Origin of the sequence: Acidithiobacillus albertensis (assembly GCF_001931655.1) — a bacterium.
GTDB classification, from domain to species: domain Bacteria; phylum Pseudomonadota; class Gammaproteobacteria; order Acidithiobacillales; family Acidithiobacillaceae; genus Acidithiobacillus; species Acidithiobacillus thiooxidans.
Window position 1 is genome coordinate 2,339,012 of the sequence record NZ_MOAD01000001.1, and the last position, 20,642, is coordinate 2,359,653.

Genomic DNA, 20,642 nt, shown 5'->3' on the forward strand with positions numbered 1-20,642 from the left:
TCAACGGACTCCGGCCAGGGATTCCGCCTCATCCACCATACTGGCAAGATAATCCAGGGCTTTTGACCACAAATCCGGATCTTCCAGATTGACACCCGTTTCTGCCACCACCTCGGCAGGCGTTTTGCTGCCCCCAAGTTTCAACATGGCGACATATCCCGGCACAAAGCCCTGGGGATTTTCCCGATAACGCTGAATTAAAGCCAAAGTCAGCAATTCACCAAAAGCATAAGCGTACACGTAGCCGGGAGAGCCGATAAAATGCGGGATATAACTCCACCACCAGCGGTATCCGGGACTGAACTGGATACTGTCGGCAAACTGCTCAGTCTGGGTTTGCATCCACAGCTCTGCGAGCCTCTCCTTGCTGAGTTCGCCCTCGCAACGACGGGCATTGTGCATTACCACCTCAAAGCGATGCATGGCCATCTGCCGGAATACCGTGGCAAAGGTGTCCTCAATTTTGCCGCAGAGCAAGGTCAGACGTTGCTGCGGGTCCTGCTCCTCGCGCATCAGCCGTTCAAAAGTCAGCATTTCTCCGAACACCGAGGCTGTTTCCGCTGTAGTCAGCGGCGTATCGGCATTCAGATAGCCCTGCTCACGCGCCAGATACTGATGGATGCCGTGCCCGAGTTCGTGGGCCACGGTCATCACGTCGCGCACCGTACCGGTATAATTGACCATCAGGTAAGGATGTACGTCGGGAGTCACCGGATGAGCAAAAGCCCCACCCCGTTTACCGGGTGCCAGAGCCGCATCAATCCAGTGTTCGTCAAAAAAACGTTGACCGATGGCACCCAGCTCCGGCGAAAAATCATGGACCGCCGCCAGCACAATACGCTGACATTCCGCCCAGTCGTAACACCGCGCCGCACTGGAGATGGGCGCATAGCGGTCATAGTCCATCAGCGGCGCCACCCGCAGCAGTTTGGCCTTGAGTCGATAATAGCGGGCCACCAGAGCGTAGCGGGACACCACGGCCGCCTCCAGGGCCTCGACCATGCTGTCGGAAATTTCGTTACTCAGATTGCGCTCACTGAGCCAATGGGGATAAGAACGCAGCCGGTCGTCCAGGGCCTTATCGGCCAGAATGGCATTAAAACAGGTGGTCAAAGTGTGCAGGCGGCTTTCCAGTCCCGTACTCAGGGATTCTGCCGCATCATGACGCAATGTCCGGTCAGGATTGGACAGCAGGGTCAGCACTTCCTGCTCGGTCATGGCCTTACCGCGCAGATTGAAACGCATCTCTGTCAGCGTTTCGTCAAAAAGGCGCTCCCAGAGTGCCCGACCAGTTACCCGCTTTTCCGAAAGAATCTGTTCTTCGCTCTCACTGCGCAGGTGACTGCGATATTGCCGCCAGTTGCGGAGCAGATGCGTCCAGTGGGCGAGAGCGGGATCCTGAAGTAACTGTTCAGCACGATTCTCATCGACTGCATTCCAGGCAATATCAAAAAATATCAACTGATTGCTGACTTGAGTCGCGGCTTCTTCATAAGCCTGCAACGCCGCCCCATACGCGGGCTGGTCGGCATGGGTGACATAACTCAGATAACGAAAAGTCCCTACCCGACCCAACCGTTGACGAATGGCCTCCAGACTTTGCATGGCTGTGGCCAGGGCAGCTGCATCCAGATCGCCCAAACCCGGTCGATACTGCCGGGCAAAATCTTCTGCTGCGCTGCTGGCCCAAAGCATATCGGCTTCCAGGCGCGGATCATCCGAACCCGCATAAAGGTCCTGTAAACGCCAGTGAATACTTTCAGCGCCGGTTGTTGTCGATTGCACTGCTTTTACCATGAATTTTCTCCCAAATGCCCCTCAAGGCAGTATCAAGCCGGATCTGGCAACGCCAGTCCGCGCCGCACACAAGCCAGCAGGGCACCCATATCCGGAGGCACCCCCGCCCTTTGTGCCTGCCACATCATCTCGCCCATACAGTCGACAAAAAGATGTTCGGCATCATGTTCACCCCGTTTTTCGCAGGCGGTCGCGTAAAGATGGACGATACCCTGTGGCTGATTCATTGCCAACATTTCTGCCAGCCCCACATGCAGAGACATATGCAGAAAGGGATTGCTTTGCCCCTGTTCAGGGGAAAAGTCCTGGTACAATCCTCGTTCGGCATTTTCCAGCAAGGCCTGATACTCGGGGTGATCCAGAATGGCGGCCACAATCCTGGTCTGCACGCCTTCGAGGGGCCGCCCCTCGCGAAAAGCTTGCCAACTGTCCAGAAATACCTGCCGATATGTTTCTCGTTTACTGCCATAAAGCATAATAATTAGCCTGCAAAAGCCTCGTTGACGATGATAGGGCACATTGACATGGGTAGGAAAGGGACGCTTTTTGTGGTAAATAAGGCAAGTCTTAACAAAGCTTGCTTTGTTCTATTAAAAGCACTTATCACAGCATTATTTCAGCGGGAGATTAGCGCAACATGGCCAACGCGAATACAGTACCAGCAGCAGTAGTAAGTCTCAACGAACGCCAGTGGGAAGGGCTCGGAAAAGTCGGCGAAGCCGCCCTGCAGGTGCAAAACATGCTGCAGATGCTGCGCGACGTCCTGAATGAGCTCCCTCAGGCCATCGACACAGACAAATTGATGGAAACCATGCAGCCCTACATGGAAAAACTGCAGGGCATTTCCGAATCCCTGCAATCTTTCGTCAAGGGCAACTCCGATGAAGAACCGCTGGATCGCCTGCGTGCGCTCATCAATGACGCCCAGCAGGCCGAACTGGACAAAACCCTCAAGGAAGTCCTGCAACTTCTCGGCAATCTGCAACGCTCCGGATTTTTCAGCTCCATGGCCGCCCTCAGCGCCGAGTTGAAGTGCCCCATCATCGGTGAAAATCCCGAAGAAATGATCCAGAAAATCCATAGCAGTACGGCCACCATCCAGTACTGGCTAGAAAGCGCCAAGCAGGGTGTAAGCGTTGTTGGCAACATGGTTGGTCAACTGGACCTGCCGGATCGTCTTGATGAAATCCAGGAAATGGCCGACCAGTGGATTCAGATGGCCAAGCGTGCCCAGCGCCTGATTCAGGGTGATGCTCCCGATCTGCAGACCCGTCTGAGCGGCATGCTCGACATGGCGGAAATTTTGGGCGGGCAGATGAATATTGCCATTGGCACCCTGCGCGACACCATGCCTGAAGTTCTGGAAAGCGCCAATATGGGCAATGCGCTGGCCAGCATCGGTTCGGGCGGCAACCGCTGGATGCAGGTGGCCATGCGCGTCAAGCATCTAACCCAGGGTGACGGCTCCGTGGACATGGTCAGTCGGGTTGAAGGTCTGCTGGATCAGGTAGAACATCTGGCCGGTTATGCGGCCAGTGCCGGATTTTTTGTGCAGGCGGGTAAAGATGGCCTTGGTGCCGTTAAAGGCATCATCTCCGACCTCGATCTTCCGGACAAACTGGATGATATTGCCGAAGAGGCCGAAAAATGGCTGAAAATTGCCATGCGCGCCAAAGATCTAGCCCAGGGTGATGCAGACAGCCTTGCCGATCGCGTAGGCTCACTGCTCAAAGTGGCCGAAACAGTAGGGGGTTCCCTGCAGGCTGCCGCCAAGGCCCTGGAGGCCAAGGGCATCCGTCTGGAAGAAATCCTGACCCCGCGCGGCGATCTGAATATTGCCTTCGGTACCGGTGCAGATTTTGTTGCCGAACTGTGGCATGACGGCACCATCCAGCACATTGGCAGCACCATCAGTCAGGGTGCCCTGATCTGGATGGAAATTGCCCAGATTGGTGCCAAAGCACTCAAGGGGGATGCAGAAAGCATCAACCATCGGATTAAGGGGATTGTTCAGGGCCTCCATGATGCCCATCTGATCGACATGTTACCTGAAGTATTTGCCTTGGTCGGCAACCTGCAGAAGGCCGGTCTGGTTGGCAAAATCAACATGGTCATGAGCAAGGTTGTGCCCATGATCCCCTCTGATGAAGTGTTTGCAGGAGGCGTTGACAAGGCTGTCAAGGCGCTGGAACTGACCAAAACCGAAATGCAGAATGAAGCCAACAAGGGTGGCGGTATTTTTGGCCTGATGAAAATCGTCTTCGCCAAGGACACCCAGTACCTGCTCAAATTCTTCATTCGTTTTGCGACGATTTTCATGAAGTCACTGCAAGCCAGCTAAGTATTTCATCATTCTGGCTTCATGAAAGCCCCGGTCTGTTGTTAGATCGGGGCTTTTTAATGATTATGGATGGATGCGCTGATCGTGACCCTCCTTGATGAAAGCCACCACATCGTCCAGCACCGGGGCCATCCAGCGTAATGGCTTGGCAAAAGCGCCAATCAAGGTTTCGTGGTTTACACCGCGATACATTTTCAACTCGACACTGACCCCCGCCTTTTTCAGCATGGCCGCCAATACTTCAGTATTCACTTTCGGATTCACCAGATTGTCATGCACTGCAGCCCCTAAAAAAGTTCGGGGAATATCCGCATTATTGGCAAAATCAATCGGCATACTATTGGGGGGATAATCCGGGTAGAAAAATATGGGACGGACCGGTTTATAAGTAATTGGATAAAAATTGTAGGGTCCCGCCAATCCTATCCAGCCACAAAAAATATCCGGCTTGAGTCCCACTGCCTGCAGCCAGCGCGGATCCATCACCAACATGGCGGCATTATAGGCCCCTGCACTATGGCCCATGATATAAAAATCCCGGATATTGCCACCGAAAGCGGCGATGTGCTGATAAGTCCAGGCTACAGCACGTGCATTATCCTTTAAAAAAGCAGGATAACGTACCTGTGGATAAATGCGATAATTGGGTATGACCACCACCAAACCACGAGCAGCCAGGGCTTCACCTACAAACTTGTATTCTTGCCGGTTGCCGCTATCCCAGGCACCGCCGTAAATAAACAGCACCACGGGATAGCCTCCCGCCGGTTCAGGATAACCATCCCTGGCAACGGGTTCATATACATCCAGATGTCCGCGTGCCTGATGCTGATAACGAATACCCTGAGTGACCTTATAGGTATTTGTCGGGGTAAGACGATTGATAATTTGTAGCGGAGAACAGGCGGAAAGAACGCACGTCATCCCGGCAATGAATAATTTGCTCATTCTCACAGCTAAGGACATGATTGGTCATCCACAGAAAATACCGACAATTTAAAAGTAAACCCAGTCTTCAGGACCTGAATGAATAACCAATCTCTCGTGTGTTAACCCAACGGACCATTGGCCGTAACAATTTGTGGTTCCATGACTGCCAGTTGCGCCAAAAGATAGTTCTGCGCCGGTTTGGCAATATCACGCTGATCCATCGCCTTGATCATATCCTGTGCCAGATAATTGAATGCTGCTGTGGTAACGTGCAAGCCTTTGTGTGCTGCAGTCATGGTCGGGCCAGTGTAGGTACAGGGTCCGCCCACCACTTCGCAAACCTGTTGCGTCAGATTATATTTCAGGGCCTTGATGTTGGTATGGGCAAAATAATAATTAATATGGGGATCTGCCGCCACATAACCAACAAACGTATTAATGAGCGCTTTAACTCCGGACTTGCCACCAAAAGCATCAATATGATTTTGAATCGGCATTTTGATATCTGCCCGCTGCACCGATGCAGCACTCGGAGCGGCCTCAGCCAAAGGCGCCACGAGGCTCACAGCCAATCCTGCCATCAACACTGCAACTCCTGATCTAAAATATTTCATTAAATTCTCCTTAACACCGTTTTCAGCTTCAACAGGGAGGCAACAGCCTCAACATAGATGAATACGTATTTTTTGTGCAGACGGATGCAGCAGGATTTTTTGCATCCAGGTCAGTATATTCCACGTAATCATCGCCATGACAGAAATATGACTATCTGGCCTGAAAAAACCACCAGAACAGGGAGCATTGGTGAAAAAGATAATTTTGAGTTTTGTATTTATATGGTTTTTTATCGGCAGCCTGGCACATTTTATCTTTACAGGCAGCGAAGCAAAAATAATTCCGGACTATATCCCCTGGCATATAGCCGATGTTTATGTGAGCGGTTTTCTTGAAATGCTCGGCGCCTTGGGGTTGCTATCAAAAAAGACCAGGCCCTATGCCGGATTTGGTCTTTTTTGTTTAACCATTGCCGTGACACCGGCCAATGTTTATATGGCAATGCATACATCAAAATACCCAGATATAGCTCCCTGGATACTCAATGCCCGGCTCGTTTTTCAACTCATTTTTTTGTGGATGATCAGTTGGTCCAGCGAAATAAGATGGCGTTTTCACTAGCAGGGTGAGCAGGGAGCCATCCTGAAATATCCTTAACCGTGCTGCTGCCACCACTCCCGCGCTTTTTCAGCCGCCGTTTTTGCCGCAGCGGGATCAGTCAGCCATGCCTTGGCAAGGTCAATCAACTGATTATTATCCTGCGCCCAAACGGCTCCACCTGCGGCCAGCAATCCTTGACGTAACGCATTATCCGGCATTTTTGGACCCAGAATCAGCGGGCAGCCATCGGCAATGGGTTTGGCAAGGTCCACAGCTCCACCCATCAGCGTACCTCCGGGCACACAAAAATCGGCGCAGGGATAAAAGGCATCGCGGACATCGGCTGTTTCTACGAAATACACCCGCGTCTTCAGTGGTACATAACTGGTAAACAGGCGGCTGTGGCGAATAGTCTGGAGATGATACTTGATCGCGTCGCGGTATACTGGTTCATAACGCTCTTCACGATCTGGGGCAAGAATCATGATGCCCATTTTCACCCGCATCAGGGACAGAAAAATTCCGTAGGCTTCGGCGTCCTCGCCTTCGTGCAAGTTGGGAAAATACACCACGCAGCGTCCCCGATCCCGATATTCCTTAAAGCGTTCGCACCATTCCATACTACGCACTCCTTACCTGCAGATTTATGTATTGGAGGATCATAGGCGACCTGAAGCCATCATTCAAAAAGTGTTTTGTGATATGTTAGCAACAAGTCACTCACTGAAGAACCTGAAACCTCTATGTTGCAAGTCCTGTTCGTGCTCTCCGAAATGGTTCCCTACTCCAAAACTGGCGGCCTTGCAGACGTCGGAGGCGCTTTGCCACTGGCTTTGCAGCAACTGGGCGTTGATGTACGGATACTGGTCCCCTGGTATGGACGTCCGGATCTGCATGAAATGCACTGGTTCTGTTCGGTGAATACGCCTTATAGCCAGGAAGCTGCCGAACTCTGGATAACGCCGAGCCGGCCCGGTATTTTTTTTCTGCGTTATCCCGACTATTACGAGCGGGATGGTGGACCCTATCAAAATGCGCAGGGTCAGGATTGGCCGGACAATCCGCGCCGCTTCGCTTTGCTGAATCGAGTAGCCGTAGAAATGGCACAGGGTCGCGTATCCGGTCTCGACTGGCGGCCCGATCTGGTCCATGTGAATGACTGGCAGACTGGCCTCGTCCCTTATTTGCTGGATCTTGAAACCCGAATAGGAAGCCCGCGACCGGCCACACTGTTCACCATTCACAACCTCGCCTATCAGGGCCGCTTTGATCCCGCCATCATGGCAGAATTACATCTTCCTGCCGAAGATTTTCATTGGCAGGGAACCGAACTTTACGGGGCTTTTTCCTTCATCAAGGCGGGCTTGATCTACAGCGACCAGATCAGCACAGTCAGTCCTACCTACGCCCGGGAAATTCAGACGGAAGCCTTTGGCATGGGACTGCAAGGCCTCCTGCAGCAGCGCTCCGCGCAACTCACCGGCATTCTTAATGGAATAGATGAAGTCCACTGGAACCCCCATGCTGATCCTTATCTTCCTGCGCACTACAATGCCCGCAGCCTGGTCGGAAAAAGTCAGTGCAAAGCCCAGCTACAGCAAAGTCTCGGGCTTGAAGCCCAACCCGATGTTTTTCTGCTGGGCATGATCAGTCGGCTGGTAGAGCAAAAAGGCGTCGATATGGTTCTGGATATTTTGCCCGATCTCCTCCAGCGTGGGATGCAGGTGATTATTCTGGGCAGTGGCGAGAAATACTTTGAAGAGCGGCTTGAGGAACTGGCGGCTGTTCATCCGGGGCGTCTCGCCGTGCGCATCGCCTTTGACGAAGGGCTGTCACACCGGATTGAAGCGGGTGTGGATGCTTTTCTCATGCCCTCGCGCTTTGAGCCCTGTGGCCTCAACCAGATGTACAGCTTACGTTATGGGACGCTGCCCATCGTCCATCATACCGGCGGCTTGGCCGACACCGTCGTCGATGCCGGCGACTTTGCCCGGGATGAAGAACGCAACGGCTTCGTATTCAGCTTTGCCCATAGTGATGATCTTCACCATGCCGTCCTCAGGGCTGCAGCGCTGCATCGGGAAAAAGCCGCATGGCGACATCTCCAGAAACAGGCCATGGCCGCGAACCACAGTTGGGAACACGCTGCACTGTCCTACCTGGAGCTTTATCGCCAGATTCTGGAGCGCCGCAAATCTGCGCAGTAAATTCTGGCCTATTCATTTTGAGAATAATCAAGGGGTCATTGGAGATCATTATCCCCACAAAAAAGCTTTTGCGTTGCACCGTAGCCATAAACCGCTACAATGCTCCAATGACTTTTTTCCCACATGCATGAGGAGTCGCACGATGTCAGGTCATTTTCCCTTTTCCGGTAAAGCCAACCGCGTTTCTGTTTTTGCCTTTTTTGAAGCCCACAACTGGAGTATTGAAGCCCAGGAAAAATACTTTGAAGAATGGTACAAATGGGCCAAGGATTACGTCATGAACGACGCCGATCTCAACGCCGCCAAGGGTGTGCTTTTCGCAAGTGATCATTTCGGCACCCACGCCGATCATGACTTCCACCTGCATGGTTATGCCATTGCCACGCGCATGCTGGATCTGGGCGAACTCATCAAAGGCAGCATTTTGCCCAAGTTGGACCATGATATGCTGCATGCTCTGGAACACGATCATGAAGAATGGATTGCCGCAGCCAATGCCGTAGCGGCCAACCATCCCCGTGCCGAAGCGCCCGAAATCGGTCGTTATCGTCACGTCTGAGCCCAATAATCGGGGGCCGGATCACCGGTTCAGCCCCCGATTTCCAAATTAGCGCTATGGATGCCAAACACATCAAGCAGTGCTTTGCCGCGCTCCGCGCCAGCATCCCCGAACCCAAAACCGAATTGCAGTACGCCAGCGCCTTTCAGTTGCTGGTAGCCGTAGTTCTTTCCGCCCAAAGCACCGACAAGGTGGTCAATTTGTGTACGGCGACTTTATTTGCAGAGGCGCCCGATGCCTTCAGCATGGCCGCACTCGGTGAAGAGGGCATTAAAAATCATATTCGTCGCCTCGGACTTTTCAATGCCAAGGCCCGTCATGTGCATGGCCTGGCCGAGCAACTGATTGCTCAGCATCACGGCGAAGTACCCCCAGATCGTCACGCTCTGGAAGCACTCCCCGGCGTGGGCCGCAAAACCGCCAATGTGGTACTCAATACCCAATTTGGACAACCCACCATCGCCGTGGATACCCATATATTCCGGGTAGGCAATCGGATTGGTATTGCTCCGGGTAAAACCCCTCTCGCCGTAGAACAGGCTCTACTCAAAAAGGTTCCCGCTGAATATATTCAGGATGCTCACCATCTGCTCATTCTGCATGGCCGCTATACCTGTACGGCACGTCGCCCTCATTGTGAACGCTGCGCGCTGTTCAGTTGCTGCGCATGGCCTGACAAGGTACTGTGGGCCCATCAAAGCCAGTAGCCAGCGGCTTCGCGCGCGGTAACCGGCCACCCGGAGAACTCCTTCAATCGGCCATTGCCGAGGCCCGCGAAAAACTCTCCGGTGAAGCCATCACTGCCGCTTTGTTCTTGTTCAGCCCCACCCTTGCTCCGGTGAGTCCAGCATTACTGCTGTCCCAGATGCGTGCACTGTCCTGCCTGCAAATTGCGACAGGGACTTTTCCGGGGATATTTACCGAAAGAGATTCGGCGTTGGGGGAAAATGCCTGTGCCGTTCTCCTCCTGAGCGCGCCGCTGGGTTTTACCCCCCAGATTCCCGACCCCGACTTGGTGACATTCAGTTGGGGAAGACTGGAGCAGCTCCAGGGCGAATGGTTGCAGCAATCACCGCGCTTTGGCAGTCTCAGTAGTCGCAGCGGGCGCTTCTGGTATCAAGCTAGCCCACGGAATATTCTGGAAATTGCCTTTCAGGGCATCCAGCCATCCCAAAGCGTCTGGTCCGCAGGACTGCGCACCCTGAGTGCCCCACTCCCAGTCCATCTTCAGGAGGGCAGCTTGCTGCTGCAGTTGGAACGTTATCTGGCGCTCCCCCTGCTGGCCCAGAATATTCCGGTCAGTATCCGCAAGGACAGTCGCCTGCCCCTGGAGCGCCTGCTCATGGGGGAGATTCGCGCCGATGCTGCCCCTGGAGCTCCGCCGGAATTACTGCACATTAGCGCCACCGACCTGAATCGAAGCGGGCTCTGGCTGGAAAGACCACTGGCGGAACACTCACGGGCCTTTCTCAGCCTGCGCGATCCTGCCATTGCCGAGCGTGACACCCGCATTGCTCTGGAACAATTATCCGCCAGCACCCAAGAGCCCACCTTTGCCTGGATTTCCAGCTCCATTGGTCGGGATGCGGCATTTTTTGGTCAGGAAGATCAAGATCTGTGTATCTGGCGCGAGCAATATCCCGAGTTGCCCATGCTGGGGGCCTACGGCATGGGTGAACTGTTTCCGCATCAGCAGCGCAGTCATTTTTTGCGCTATGGTAAAATTTACACCCTGTTTTCAAGGACAGACATATGCCCATAAATCGTTCCGCAGTTATCCTGTCTTTTTTGGGTTTAATGCTGACAGTCTTGAGTACTCCCGCCTGGAGCAGCACGTATCTGCTGCCACCCCCTGGTGACAATATCGTCGGCGCTATTCAGAGCATCAGCGCCCGACATGAAGACACACTTTCCGACATTGCCCGTAAATATGACCTGGGTTATGACCAGATTACTGCCGCAAATCCACAGGTGGACCCCTGGTTACCCGGCGCTGGCACCCGCATCATTCTTCCCAGCGAATATGTGCTGCCCGATGCCCCGCGTCAGGGCATAGTGATCAATCTGGCGGCCATGCGGTTGTTTTATTATCCGCCCACTGTCGCTGGACAGGCCCCGGAAGTAATCACTTATCCCATCGGCATAGGTCGCGAAGGTTGGGGGACACCCCTGGGCAAGACCCGCATTACCGCCAAAGTGGCAAATCCCAGCTGGACACCACCGGAAAGCATTCGCAAGGAACATGCAGAAAACGGAGATCCTTTGCCAGCAGTGGTTCCTGCCGGTCCAGACAATCCACTGGGACTGTTCGCCCTGCGCCTGGCTATTCCCGGTTACCTGCTGCACGGCACCAACAAGCCCTGGGGGGTCGGCATGCGCGTCAGTCACGGCTGCATCCGCCTCTATCCAGAAAATATCGAAGCACTATTTGCGCGCGTTCCGGCAGGAACCCCGGTCCTGATTGTCGATCAACCCTGGTTACTGGGCCATGATGGCGGACATGATTACCTGCAGATTTACGGGCAAATGACCGATCGCCCTTTCGAGCAGGTCCAAGGCTCCTTTACAGACTGGCTCAACCAACATTTGCCCGCCGGCAAAGCCATCGATTCGAACATAGCCAGGCGCTGGCTAAAGGCCGCGACGGGAATACCGGAACCGCTGTAAAAAATAGCGCAGCGCAAGTAACCCGTTGCGACTGGTCGGCTTCGAGCGTTCCCGGTCACATCTCGAGACTCAAGATACCCCATTTGCGCTGAATGAAGTTGTCAATAACTCCGATAGCTTGGCCGGCGCCCAAATGGACAGGAGAGCGGGGCGAGACCGTGATTATTGCCCGTCGTAACAAGGCGATTGCCGAGTTGCGACCGATTTCAGCAACCATCCCGGCCAAGAAAAGTCGGCCCATGGGTTTGGCTAAAGGTAAAATACATTGGGCCGAAGATGCCTTTGCTCCCTTGTCCGACGCGGAGCTGGCCGATTGGTATGACACCCATCGAAATGATCCGCTGCAGCTCGGGACAACACCGGACAAAACCTGATGCTGCTGCTGGATACTTGTACCCTGATCTGGTGGTTGGCACAGACAGAAAAGATTCCGGCTACAGCGCGCAGCCATATCGCCGAGGATATGGAGGTTTGTATAAGCGTGGTCACCATTTGGGAAATTCTGGTGAAGCACACGAGCGGCAAGCTGATTATCGAAAGCGGTTCCGAATCGGTTTTTGACTATATGCTCCGCCAAATCGAGGCAGTGGATTTTCGACGCATAGCGCTGTCGGATACCGACCTGCGTCATCTTCCGCAACTACCGCCCATTCATCGGGATCCTTTCGACCGCATGCTGATTTGTCAGGCCATCGAACGTGGACTGAACTTGGTCACCCCTGACCCCGCTATCAGGCAGTATCCCATTCGTACACTTTGGCTGTGAGGTGTGGTGCATACTTTTCCGGCCAGAAGCTTCCGAACGGAAACGCCTGACACCATTAAGCTACCCAATACCGTCCCCTGGGGGTTGGGCGGCAACAGGCGCATTACCAACGCAACAATGTTTTCCCGAGTAGTGCGCCGAGCACGGTGCGAATCAAAATCCCGAGCAAATACCAGGTGCCGATAAACGGTGCGCCCATTTCAGGGCAATGCAGACTGTACACGGCACTGCGCCCACAAACCCAACTGACACTGGGTTTTGATGGGCAACCGTTGCCAGCGCGATACGGATTCCCCTTAAAATACGAATTCCCACCAATCCCGTCAGGATCGTGTCTGCCGGGCTACCTGAACCAATGTTTGCCGAATCGCTTCGGGTGTAGGTGGGCAGCCCGGACATTGCCCGGCTACGGGGAGCACTTTTTCTACCGCGCCGACAACGGCATAACTCCCGGCGAATATGCCGCCCGTACAGGCGCAATCCCCTATGGCCACGACCTTTTTGGGATTTGGCATGGCTGAAAACGTGTCTTGCAGCGCCGTCGCCATATGTCGGCTGACCGGGCCGGTTACCATCAACAAATCAGCATGGCGCGGCGACGCTGTCAGGCTCAACCCGACTTGCTCCAAGCCGTAATGTGGACCCGAAAGTGCCTGAATTTCCAGCTCACAAGCATTGCAGGATCCTGCATCCACATGGCGAATGGCGGCACTCCGGCGGAATGGCCCCTGCCCGTTGGCGGGAATGATTTTTTTGCCCGGTTTTCCCAATCGCCAGATTTCTTTCAGTATGCGATACATTGCCAATATCCTCCGGGTGCTGACACGCTATAAATCATGTCCGCTGTAACTCAAATTGAACGATTTATTGATCAGTGGAAAGTCGGCGACAATATCGTTCAGCACGGCCTCCTCAAGGACCGGCCACAGGACCCACGAGGGATCGTGGGGGTGGCAGCGTTTGATACGGGCGTTTTCCACAGATAGGGCGACAAACACCTCGCCGCGCCAGGCTTCGACGATGCCCAAGCCTTCGCCATCGGGGATGCTTTCCGGAATGGTTGCGCTGACATCTCCCACGGGCAGTTCCATCAGCAACCGGGTCTGCAGACGCAGAGACTCATAGAATTCCCGAAAGCGCAATTGCCAGCGTGCGGCCACGTCACCTTCCGGGGAAAGCTGCATGGAAACATCCAGATTCTGATAAGGCGCATGGGGAAACTGGACCCGCAAATCCCAGGCCTGACCACTGGCACGGCCGGCAAGCCCCGCCATACCGAGTGCTGCAGCACGGGGTGGCACAATTTTTCCTGTACCCACCAGGCGATCCCGCAGACCGGAGTGCTCCTGCAAGAGGAGGTCCAAACGCTGCACGGTGCGCTGCCAGGATTCACTGTTACTCCGAATTGAGGCTGTTTGCGCGGAGTTCAGATCAAAAGCGACGCCACCGGGAATAATGCAGTCCATCAAATAGCGGTGTCCGAAAATTTCCCGGTTTTCGCGGAGCAGGCTTTCCTTGATAAACAGAAATTGTGACTGACAGAAGGCGAAGCCAGCGTCATTTCCCAGAGCGGCAAGATCACCCAGATGGTTGGCCATGCGCTCCCGTTCCAGGCAAACAGCACGCAAAGCTGCTGCACGAGGCGGGATTGCGCATCGGGCAATGGATTCCACCGCCATGCAGTAGGCCCAGGCATAACCCGCTGTAGTGTCACCACTGATGCGTCCTGCCAGACGCGCACCCGCAAACACATCCCGATCTTGGAAAAGGCGTTCGACGCCCTTGTGCGTGTATCCCAATCGTTCTTCCAGACGCAGAATTTGTTCACCGATACACGAAAAACGAAAGTGTCCGGGCTCAATGGTGCCCGCGTGTACCGGTCCCACCGGGATCTGGTGGACATCCACGCTATCAATCAATTGAAAAGGATAATCGGCATCACCATCCATGCCGAAGGATCTGTCATCCAGTTGACCCTCCCGCAGTGGAAAAATCCCCGCTGGCCAGCACTGATGGCGGAGCCATGGCCTGGTATCGGCATTCCCCGCCGCCCTGATTCCCGTAAGATCGTACAGGGCCCGCTCCATCCGCGAGGCAGCGGGAAAAATGTCGGCCAGCGAGGGAAATTGTCCCTCGCTGGATTGCACCGTCAGAGTGATCCACAAATATCCGGTTGAACCAAGGCCCAGCGCATGTATGTAAAAAAATGCATTTTCATGGCCCGCCTCTCCCCACAATCCCAGCAAACGCCCGCCCTGATCGCGCAGCGCCAGCGCGGCACTTGTCCAGGATGCAGCCTGCACCCTGACTCGCCAGACGGGTGGCGCAGTCAGAATTTGTTGCCACTGGCCCATAGATGATAAAGCTTCAGAGTCAGGTGCAGTCATTGGACAATTCCTGCAACGTCATGCAGCCATAGATCTATTTGCCCGGGGATCGCCACCCCCAGAATCACCACCAGGGATATTTGAAAAAAAACCGGCAAAAGCCCGCCTACCCCGCTTTGCCGGTTGGGGAGGGAATTGGCGGGAGCCAGGAGCATGGCCTGCAGGCGCGGGTATATTGCCGCAAATACGGTACCCAGGCCGACGAGCAGAAAAGGCACGCTTTGCCAGGATTGTTGTACCGCACTGGCAAGAATCAGAATTTCACTAAAAAACAGAGAACCCGGAGGCATACCCAGAATCGCCAGCACCGACAGGAGCACACTCCAGCCCAGGACGGGCCGGGAATGCAGCAAGCCGTTCAGTGCGGAAATGTCCTGAGTGCCGGCTTCCTGGCTGGCCTGCCCGGTAGCAAAAAATACCGAGGACTTTGCCAGACTATGTCCCAGCATGTGGAGCGTACCCGCAAATATCGCCAGCGGACCGCCCAAACCAAAAGCAAAAGTGATCAGTGCCATGTGCTCCATGGAAGAGTAAGCAAAAAGACGTTTGACGTCCTGTTGCCGAAACATGGAAAAGGCAGCAAGCAACAGGGTCAGAAGACCGAAGCCCATCAGCAGATGCCCAGTGAAAGGCCCGGCCACAGGGCCGGACAGGAGACTTTTAAAACGCAGGATGGCATACAGCGCCACATTCAGCAGCAAAGCGGACAAGGCGGCGGATGCAGAACTGGGTCCTGCCGCATGGGCATCGGGTAACCAACTGTGCAGGGGGGCCAGACCAACCTTGGTTCCAAAGCCCACGAGCACAAAAATAAAGGCAATGGTCAGCACCCCGGAATTGAGCGCGGCAGAATGGGCATGCAATTGTGACCAAAGTAAGGCATCACTACCTGCACCCAGTGCGGGTTCCGCCGCAAAATACAGTAACACCGTTCCCAACAGCGCCATGGCGAGCCCGACGCCACAGAGAATGAAGTATTTCCATGCGGCCTCCAGACCTTGCGGCTTACGCATCAGACTGACCAGCAGCACACTGGACAGGGTCGCCCCTTCCAGAGCCACCCAAAGAATCCCCATGTTGTTGGTGAGCACAGCGAGCAACATGGTAAATAGAAAAAGCTGGAACATACTGTGGTACAGCTTTTGTTGCCCTGCGGACAAACCATGATGCTGTACTTCTTTCAAAAAGTAGCTGTGTGAAAACCAGGCAATGGAAAAGCCGACCGTACTGTTGACCAGTGCCAGTAACAGGGAAAAGGCGTCCACCCGGAATTCATCGCCGCCTGCCCGGATGATGCCCTCGGTAGCCACTTGCACGGACATAACCACACAGGCGATCAACACCAGAAAATTAAGCAGCAGAAACAGTCTGGCTCCGCGTCGCCCGCTGCCCAAAAACGCCAGTAAGGGAACTCCGGCACCAGCCAGAACCAGCACCCAGAAGATGATCATTTATCCTCCCGGATATGTTCCAGATAATGCAGATCGAGACTGTCGAAAGTGTCGCGGATCTGAAAGAAAAAGACGCCAATCACCACCAACCCGATCAGGGTATCCAGGGCAATACCCAATTCGACGATCAGCGGCATCCCCAGTGTTGCACTGGTGGCGGCGAAAAACAGGGCGTTATCCATGGCCAGAAAGCCCACGATCTGGGAGATCGCCTTGCGGCGGGTAATCATCATCAGGAACGACAGCAAAAATGCGGCCAGGGCAATCCCTAGCATGCCATGGGTCGCGGCGGGCAAATATCCATCCAGAGGGGCGGCAATGGAAAATGCAAATACCACCAGTAAAATACCCAGCAGTTGCGTACTAGGGACATTGAGTGTCATCTCGACATCACCGCGCACCTGCAGACGACGCAACAGATAATGCAAGACATAGGGCATGAGAATTCCCTTGATGGACAAGGTCAACACCGCCGAAACCCAGAGGATGGGATCACCCGTTAACTGCGCGACGAGGGCCGTACCCACCGCCAGGGTGACACCCTGCCAGGCAAGCAGGCGAATAAGACTCAGCAGCCGTCTTTGCGCAAGCAGGGCGAAACTGAGTACCAACATCCAGGCCGCGAGAATTCTCAACACGGGGCTGATAATCGCGCTATGGGCAAGAATGGAATGCATGATCATGACCCCAGCATGAAGTGACTCAATAAACCGATGACTCCGAAAAGGAAGCCGGTGATGGCGAACTCAGGGACCCGAAAAAGCCGTTTTTTTGCCAGTAAGGTTTCCACCAGCGCCAGAACCACAACCGCAAAAAACAGTTTGACGAGAACCAGTCCTGCAGCAATGACCAGGCTTGTCAGCGACGGTTTTGCAGCAATTCCCCAGGGCAGGAACAGGGCGAAACCAATGGTCATATATAAAAACAGCTTGAGTTGTGCCGCCCATTCGAGCAGTGCCAGGTGCCGTCCTGAATACTCCAGCACCATCGCTTCGTGAATCATGGTCAGTTCGAGGTGCGTTGCCGGATTGTCCACCGGAATTCTGGCGTTTTCCACGAGCAGAACAAAGCCAAATGCGATGGCGGCAAAAACCATGCTGGGATGAATGGAAAATAACTGTATTTGACTCAGATGAACAATCTGCACAAGCGATGTGGATCGGGCCAATAAAGAGGCGGTAAACAGTGCCGCCAGTAAGGCCGGTTCTGCCAATGCGGAAATCAGCATTTCACGATGCGCCCCATAACTGCCAAAAGCTGTTCCCGTATCCATGGCCGCCAGCACCTGAAAAATGCGCGCCACGGCCAGCAGACCCACCAGCGCAATGACATCGGCAGCACTGGCCAGAGGCAAGCCATTGGCAATGATGGGCACGATGGCCACCGCCATGATCTTGGCTCCGAACATGACATAGGGTGCAAACTGAAACAGCCAGGAAGATTGTTCAGGGATCAGGGTTTCCTTGTGGAACAGTCGAAAAAGATCACGATAGGGCTGGAGAATCCCTGCAGAACGCCGATTTTGCAAAAGTGCCCGGACCGTCTGCAGCCAACCCGCCAGAAGTGGAGCCGCCGCGACGACAAAAAGGATCTGGAAGCATTGATCCCGCCAGCTGATCAGACTAGTCATTGAAGCCTCGCCCTCTTGTATTCACCGAAAAAACACCAGAAGGACAATCAGGGTCAGAAAAGAATACAGCAGATAAGAGGTGATGCGACCATGCTGTAATCTGCTGATCCCTCCGGCAATCCACAGGGTGACACGACCCCAGGGCAGGTAAAAACCTTTCCAGAAAGGATCAGGAATTTGCACCGGGAGGGTGTTTCTCCCGCCCTGGCGGTTTCTGAGCGTGCTTAAGGAAACGCCAAAAATTCTGAGCAGAGGCTGGCTGAAACCGGTCGGACTGTCTTGTGTTTGGGCACTATAATCTGCTGCAAAACCACAGGACCATACGGGGGCACGGCGCAGGGAGCGACCGAAACGCCACCAAACCAGTACAAAAACGACCGCAATGGACAGTGCGATTCCCAAAAGAAAAACGCCGGGGAGATAACTGGCCCGCTGCGCCGAAATCGGCGTGAGCGCCAGCGCGCTTTGGTGGGCTATTTGGCTGCCATGTAACAACAGAGCCGTTATGTGCGACAAACTGTCTACTACGCGGCCCGGAAACACACCGAGCAGGACGCAGAACAGGGCCAAAAAGGCCATGCTGGCGCGCTCCCAGATCCCGGCCTCCTGTTTGGCGACCGCACTACGCGCCCGCCCCAGAAAAGCGATCCCATAAAATTTGACGATGGCAAAAGCCGCCACAGCAGTAACCAGCACAACACCTGCGGCGGCCAGGGGAAGAATGGCCCGTAGCATTCCTGATGGCAAGCTGGGGGCCAACAGGAAGGCCTGAAGTAACAGCCATTCCGAAGCAAAACCATTCAACGGCGGCAATCCGGCAAGGGCAAAAATGCCAATGAGTACCAGAAAAGCCGTCTGCGGCATGGAGCGAATCAGGCCACCCAAATGGGACATTTCCAGGGTGCCTGTAGCGTGTAGGACGCTGCCGCTTCCCAGAAAAAGCAAGCTCTTGAAAAAAGCGTGATTCAGCACTTGAAATAAACCCGCTATCAAGGCGAGAGCGGCCAGGGGCCACAGATTTTGCTCGGCAAAAATTCGGGAAAGACCGAGAGCGATCAGGATAAGTCCCATATTTTCCATGGAGGAATAAGCCAGCAGCCGCTTCATGTCGGTTTGCAACGCCGAATACAAAACGGCAAAAAGTGCAGAGCTTAAACCCAGCCCCAGCCAAAGCGAACCCCACCACCCCGCGCCCGCCGGAAGAATTTGCCAGTCAATCCGCAGCAGGCCATAGACCGCAACGGGCAACATGGCCCCACTCATCAGTGCCGAAACCGGCGATGGCGCCGCCGGATGCGCCTCTGGAAGCCAGGCATGAAGTGGCAGAAGCCCCAGTTTTGCACCAAAGCCCAGCAAGGTGAGCCCAAAAACCGCATTGGCGACCACAGGAGAATAGGGCGATTGTGCCATGCGCTGAAAATTCCCATTGCTGATCAGATCACCATGACTCAGCAAGGCAAAAGCGACAAAAAGGGCCAGGGCACCGAGATGCGCGATCAGTAAATACAGATAGGCGGCTTGCTGCCGACGCTGGTCCTGGCCTTCGACCAGGATAAGAAATGTTGAACTCAGGGCCATCAGTTCCCAGGCCACAAGGAATGTGTAGGCATTGGCTGCCAGCAATACCCAAACCATGGCCGTCACAAAAACCGGATAAGGCAATAGCACCTGTTTCAGCTTGCTCTGGCTACCATGATGGAAATAACCGATAGCATGCAAGGACGCCGCAAATCCCACGGATCCCAGCACCAACAGAAAAAAACCGGAGAGCGGGTCGAGGGTAAATTGCCAGGCAAGATCGGTGAGTGGCCCCGGGATACTTGCATGGAGCGCAGGGCTTGCCAGCGCATGTATGCCGACCACGATGAGTAGCAGACAAAATGCAACGGTCAGCAGAAAACCCAGGGAACGTTTCCAGCGGATTGGCAATGCGGGAATCGCTACCAGCACTGTCGGCAACAGAGCCAACAGTGACGCATACAAGACCCAAAGCAGACAGTCGCCGGAGTTCATTGCGCCACCACGATCAAAAGCACGGATGGCAATTCATGCAAATTATGCCAGTTATGGGAAAGACGCGGGTCATAGTAGACGGCATCACCCTCATCCAGATCAAAGCTGGAACCTTGCTGTTCAAAGCGCGCGCTTCCCTTGATGAGCATGGCGAACTCTTCCCCATCGGCACTACTATAAGGGTGGTCTCCACATTCTCCACCTGCATCCAGCGTGACCAGCAGCGGTTGCATTTTTTTTCGGGAAAATCCTCGTGCCAGTGGTTCAATCGTGGCATGCGACCCTGAACTATAGACCCGACGTCTTTGTCCGGCACGAAGAATGAGCGGGGATGCTTCACTATCCGGTTCATCCAGGAGTGCGGCAATCCTGAGCCCCAATGCGGTGCAAATTTTCTCAAGCGTGGCAATGGAGGGGGAAACCTGCTCAGCTTCAATCTGGGATAGCGCACTGGAAGAGACCCCGGCCATTTCTCCCAGGGCACGCAGGGAAAGTTGTCGGTCTTCGCGAAGCTGACGCAAACGTTGAGCAAGCTGTTTCATGCCCCGGATTGTCCGTTAAAATGGACGGCTTGTCCATATTAACGTATGAAGCTAAAAACGGCAGTTGCCGTGGGTGCTTTGCCGCGACTTTTGTTTTGAGCCGTTGTTGTTCTTGGCGAAATCCTGCGCCCGTCAGGAGAGCTGTCTGAGCCCGCAGGGCGAGTTCTCTCCTGACAGCAGGATGAGCCCTAGAACAA

General features: G+C 54.4%; 22 protein-coding genes. 9 read left to right on the plus strand and 13 right to left on the minus strand.

Annotation, left to right across the window (positions count from 1 at the left end; genetic code table 11):
• Together BLW97_RS12090 and BLW97_RS12095 are read right to left on the minus strand one after the other, a co-directional pair.
• Positions 1–1,797: a M3 family oligoendopeptidase gene (locus BLW97_RS12090; protein WP_075323271.1), complete on the minus strand. Its 1,797-nt coding sequence runs from the start codon at positions 1,795–1,797 to the stop codon at positions 1–3.
• 32 nt (positions 1,798–1,829) lie between these two features.
• Complete coding sequence (locus BLW97_RS12095; protein ID WP_075323272.1) at positions 1,830–2,273, minus strand: DUF1841 family protein; 444 nt, start codon at positions 2,271–2,273, stop codon at positions 1,830–1,832.
• Positions 2,274–2,434: 161 nt separating this feature from the next.
• Here BLW97_RS12095 and BLW97_RS12100 point away from each other — a divergent pair, with 161 nt between their 5' ends.
• Entirely contained in the window at positions 2,435–4,138 is a 1,704-nt protein-coding gene (locus BLW97_RS12100) for a hypothetical protein (protein ID WP_075323273.1), read from the plus strand.
• A 63-nt stretch (positions 4,139–4,201) separates the two neighbouring features.
• Here BLW97_RS12100 and BLW97_RS12105 read toward each other — a convergent pair whose 3' ends face one another.
• Positions 4,202–5,104, minus strand: a complete 903-nt coding sequence (locus BLW97_RS12105; RefSeq protein ID WP_075323274.1) for an alpha/beta hydrolase — start codon at positions 5,102–5,104, stop codon at positions 4,202–4,204.
• Between the two features lie 83 nt (positions 5,105–5,187).
• A complete protein-coding gene (locus tag BLW97_RS12110) occupies positions 5,188–5,682 on the minus strand; it encodes a group I truncated hemoglobin (RefSeq protein WP_075323275.1) in 495 nt (164 codons plus the stop codon).
• Between the two features lie 190 nt (positions 5,683–5,872).
• On the opposite strand from BLW97_RS12110, the gene BLW97_RS12115 reads away from it, so the two are divergent.
• The gene (locus tag BLW97_RS12115; protein WP_077218404.1) at positions 5,873–6,244 is read left to right on the plus strand and encodes a DoxX family protein; all 372 of its coding nucleotides are present in this window, start codon (positions 5,873–5,875) and stop codon (positions 6,242–6,244) included.
• Positions 6,245–6,276: 32 nt separating this feature from the next.
• On the opposite strand, the gene BLW97_RS12120 is transcribed toward BLW97_RS12115, so the two are convergent.
• On the minus strand, positions 6,277–6,843 hold the full coding sequence (locus BLW97_RS12120) for a 3-deoxy-D-manno-octulosonic acid transferase (protein ID WP_075323277.1): 567 nt from the start codon (positions 6,841–6,843) through the stop codon (positions 6,277–6,279).
• 123 nt (positions 6,844–6,966) lie between these two features.
• Between BLW97_RS12120 and glgA the strand changes: the two genes are divergently transcribed.
• The 7 genes from glgA to BLW97_RS12155 all read left to right on the plus strand — a co-directional run bounded on the left by glgA (position 6,967) and on the right by BLW97_RS12155 (position 12,422).
• The gene (glgA, locus tag BLW97_RS12125) at positions 6,967–8,430 is read left to right on the plus strand and encodes a glycogen synthase GlgA (RefSeq protein ID WP_075323278.1); all 1,464 of its coding nucleotides are present in this window, start codon (positions 6,967–6,969) and stop codon (positions 8,428–8,430) included.
• Positions 8,431–8,572: 142 nt separating this feature from the next.
• A complete protein-coding gene (locus BLW97_RS12130) occupies positions 8,573–8,989 on the plus strand; it encodes a hypothetical protein (RefSeq protein ID WP_024892945.1) in 417 nt (138 codons plus the stop codon).
• Between the two features lie 56 nt (positions 8,990–9,045).
• On the plus strand, positions 9,046–9,696 hold the full coding sequence (nth, locus tag BLW97_RS12135; RefSeq protein WP_024892944.1) for an endonuclease III: 651 nt from the start codon (positions 9,046–9,048) through the stop codon (positions 9,694–9,696).
• Positions 9,675–10,751, plus strand: coding sequence for an FIST domain-containing protein (locus tag BLW97_RS12140; protein WP_075323279.1), 1,077 nt, complete (start codon positions 9,675–9,677; stop codon positions 10,749–10,751). The genes nth and BLW97_RS12140 overlap by 22 nt, the downstream gene beginning before the upstream one ends.
• On the plus strand, positions 10,742–11,656 hold the full coding sequence (locus BLW97_RS12145) for a L,D-transpeptidase family protein (protein ID WP_077218407.1): 915 nt from the start codon (positions 10,742–10,744) through the stop codon (positions 11,654–11,656). Before BLW97_RS12140 ends, BLW97_RS12145 begins: the two co-directional genes overlap by 10 nt.
• A 158-nt stretch (positions 11,657–11,814) precedes the next feature.
• Entirely contained in the window at positions 11,815–12,030 is a 216-nt protein-coding gene (locus BLW97_RS12150) for a hypothetical protein (protein ID WP_075323280.1), read from the plus strand.
• Entirely contained in the window at positions 12,030–12,422 is a 393-nt protein-coding gene (locus BLW97_RS12155; protein WP_077218409.1) for a type II toxin-antitoxin system VapC family toxin, read from the plus strand. The genes BLW97_RS12150 and BLW97_RS12155 overlap by 1 nt, the downstream gene beginning before the upstream one ends.
• Before the next feature lie 103 nt (positions 12,423–12,525).
• Here BLW97_RS12155 and BLW97_RS20440 read toward each other — a convergent pair whose 3' ends face one another.
• From BLW97_RS20440 to BLW97_RS12195, 8 genes are all read right to left on the minus strand, one after another.
• A complete protein-coding gene (locus BLW97_RS20440) occupies positions 12,526–12,645 on the minus strand; it encodes an NrsF family protein (protein WP_207650595.1) in 120 nt (39 codons plus the stop codon).
• Positions 12,646–12,745: 100 nt separating this feature from the next.
• A complete protein-coding gene (locus tag BLW97_RS12165; protein WP_075323283.1) occupies positions 12,746–13,222 on the minus strand; it encodes an NADH-quinone oxidoreductase subunit B family protein in 477 nt (158 codons plus the stop codon).
• A 27-nt stretch (positions 13,223–13,249) separates the two neighbouring features.
• Positions 13,250–14,809 carry a hydrogenase large subunit gene (locus BLW97_RS12170; protein ID WP_143214881.1) on the minus strand — a complete coding sequence of 520 codons (1,560 nt, stop codon included), beginning with the start codon at positions 14,807–14,809 and terminating at the stop codon, positions 13,250–13,252.
• A complete protein-coding gene (locus BLW97_RS12175; protein WP_075323284.1) occupies positions 14,806–16,260 on the minus strand; it encodes a hydrogenase 4 subunit F in 1,455 nt (484 codons plus the stop codon). The genes BLW97_RS12170 and BLW97_RS12175 overlap by 4 nt, the downstream gene beginning before the upstream one ends.
• Positions 16,257–16,937 carry a formate hydrogenlyase gene (locus tag BLW97_RS12180; protein ID WP_051488033.1) on the minus strand — a complete coding sequence of 227 codons (681 nt, stop codon included), beginning with the start codon at positions 16,935–16,937 and terminating at the stop codon, positions 16,257–16,259. The genes BLW97_RS12175 and BLW97_RS12180 overlap by 4 nt, the downstream gene beginning before the upstream one ends.
• 2 nt (positions 16,938–16,939) lie before the next feature.
• Complete coding sequence (locus tag BLW97_RS12185) at positions 16,940–17,890, minus strand: respiratory chain complex I subunit 1 family protein (protein WP_075323285.1); 951 nt, start codon at positions 17,888–17,890, stop codon at positions 16,940–16,942.
• A 21-nt stretch (positions 17,891–17,911) separates the two neighbouring features.
• Complete coding sequence (gene hyfB, locus BLW97_RS12190) at positions 17,912–19,903, minus strand: hydrogenase 4 subunit B (protein ID WP_075323286.1); 1,992 nt, start codon at positions 19,901–19,903, stop codon at positions 17,912–17,914.
• A complete protein-coding gene (locus BLW97_RS12195; protein WP_075323287.1) occupies positions 19,900–20,445 on the minus strand; it encodes a helix-turn-helix domain-containing protein in 546 nt (181 codons plus the stop codon). Before BLW97_RS12195 ends, hyfB begins: the two co-directional genes overlap by 4 nt.
• Between the last annotated feature and the right edge of the window lie 197 nt (positions 20,446–20,642).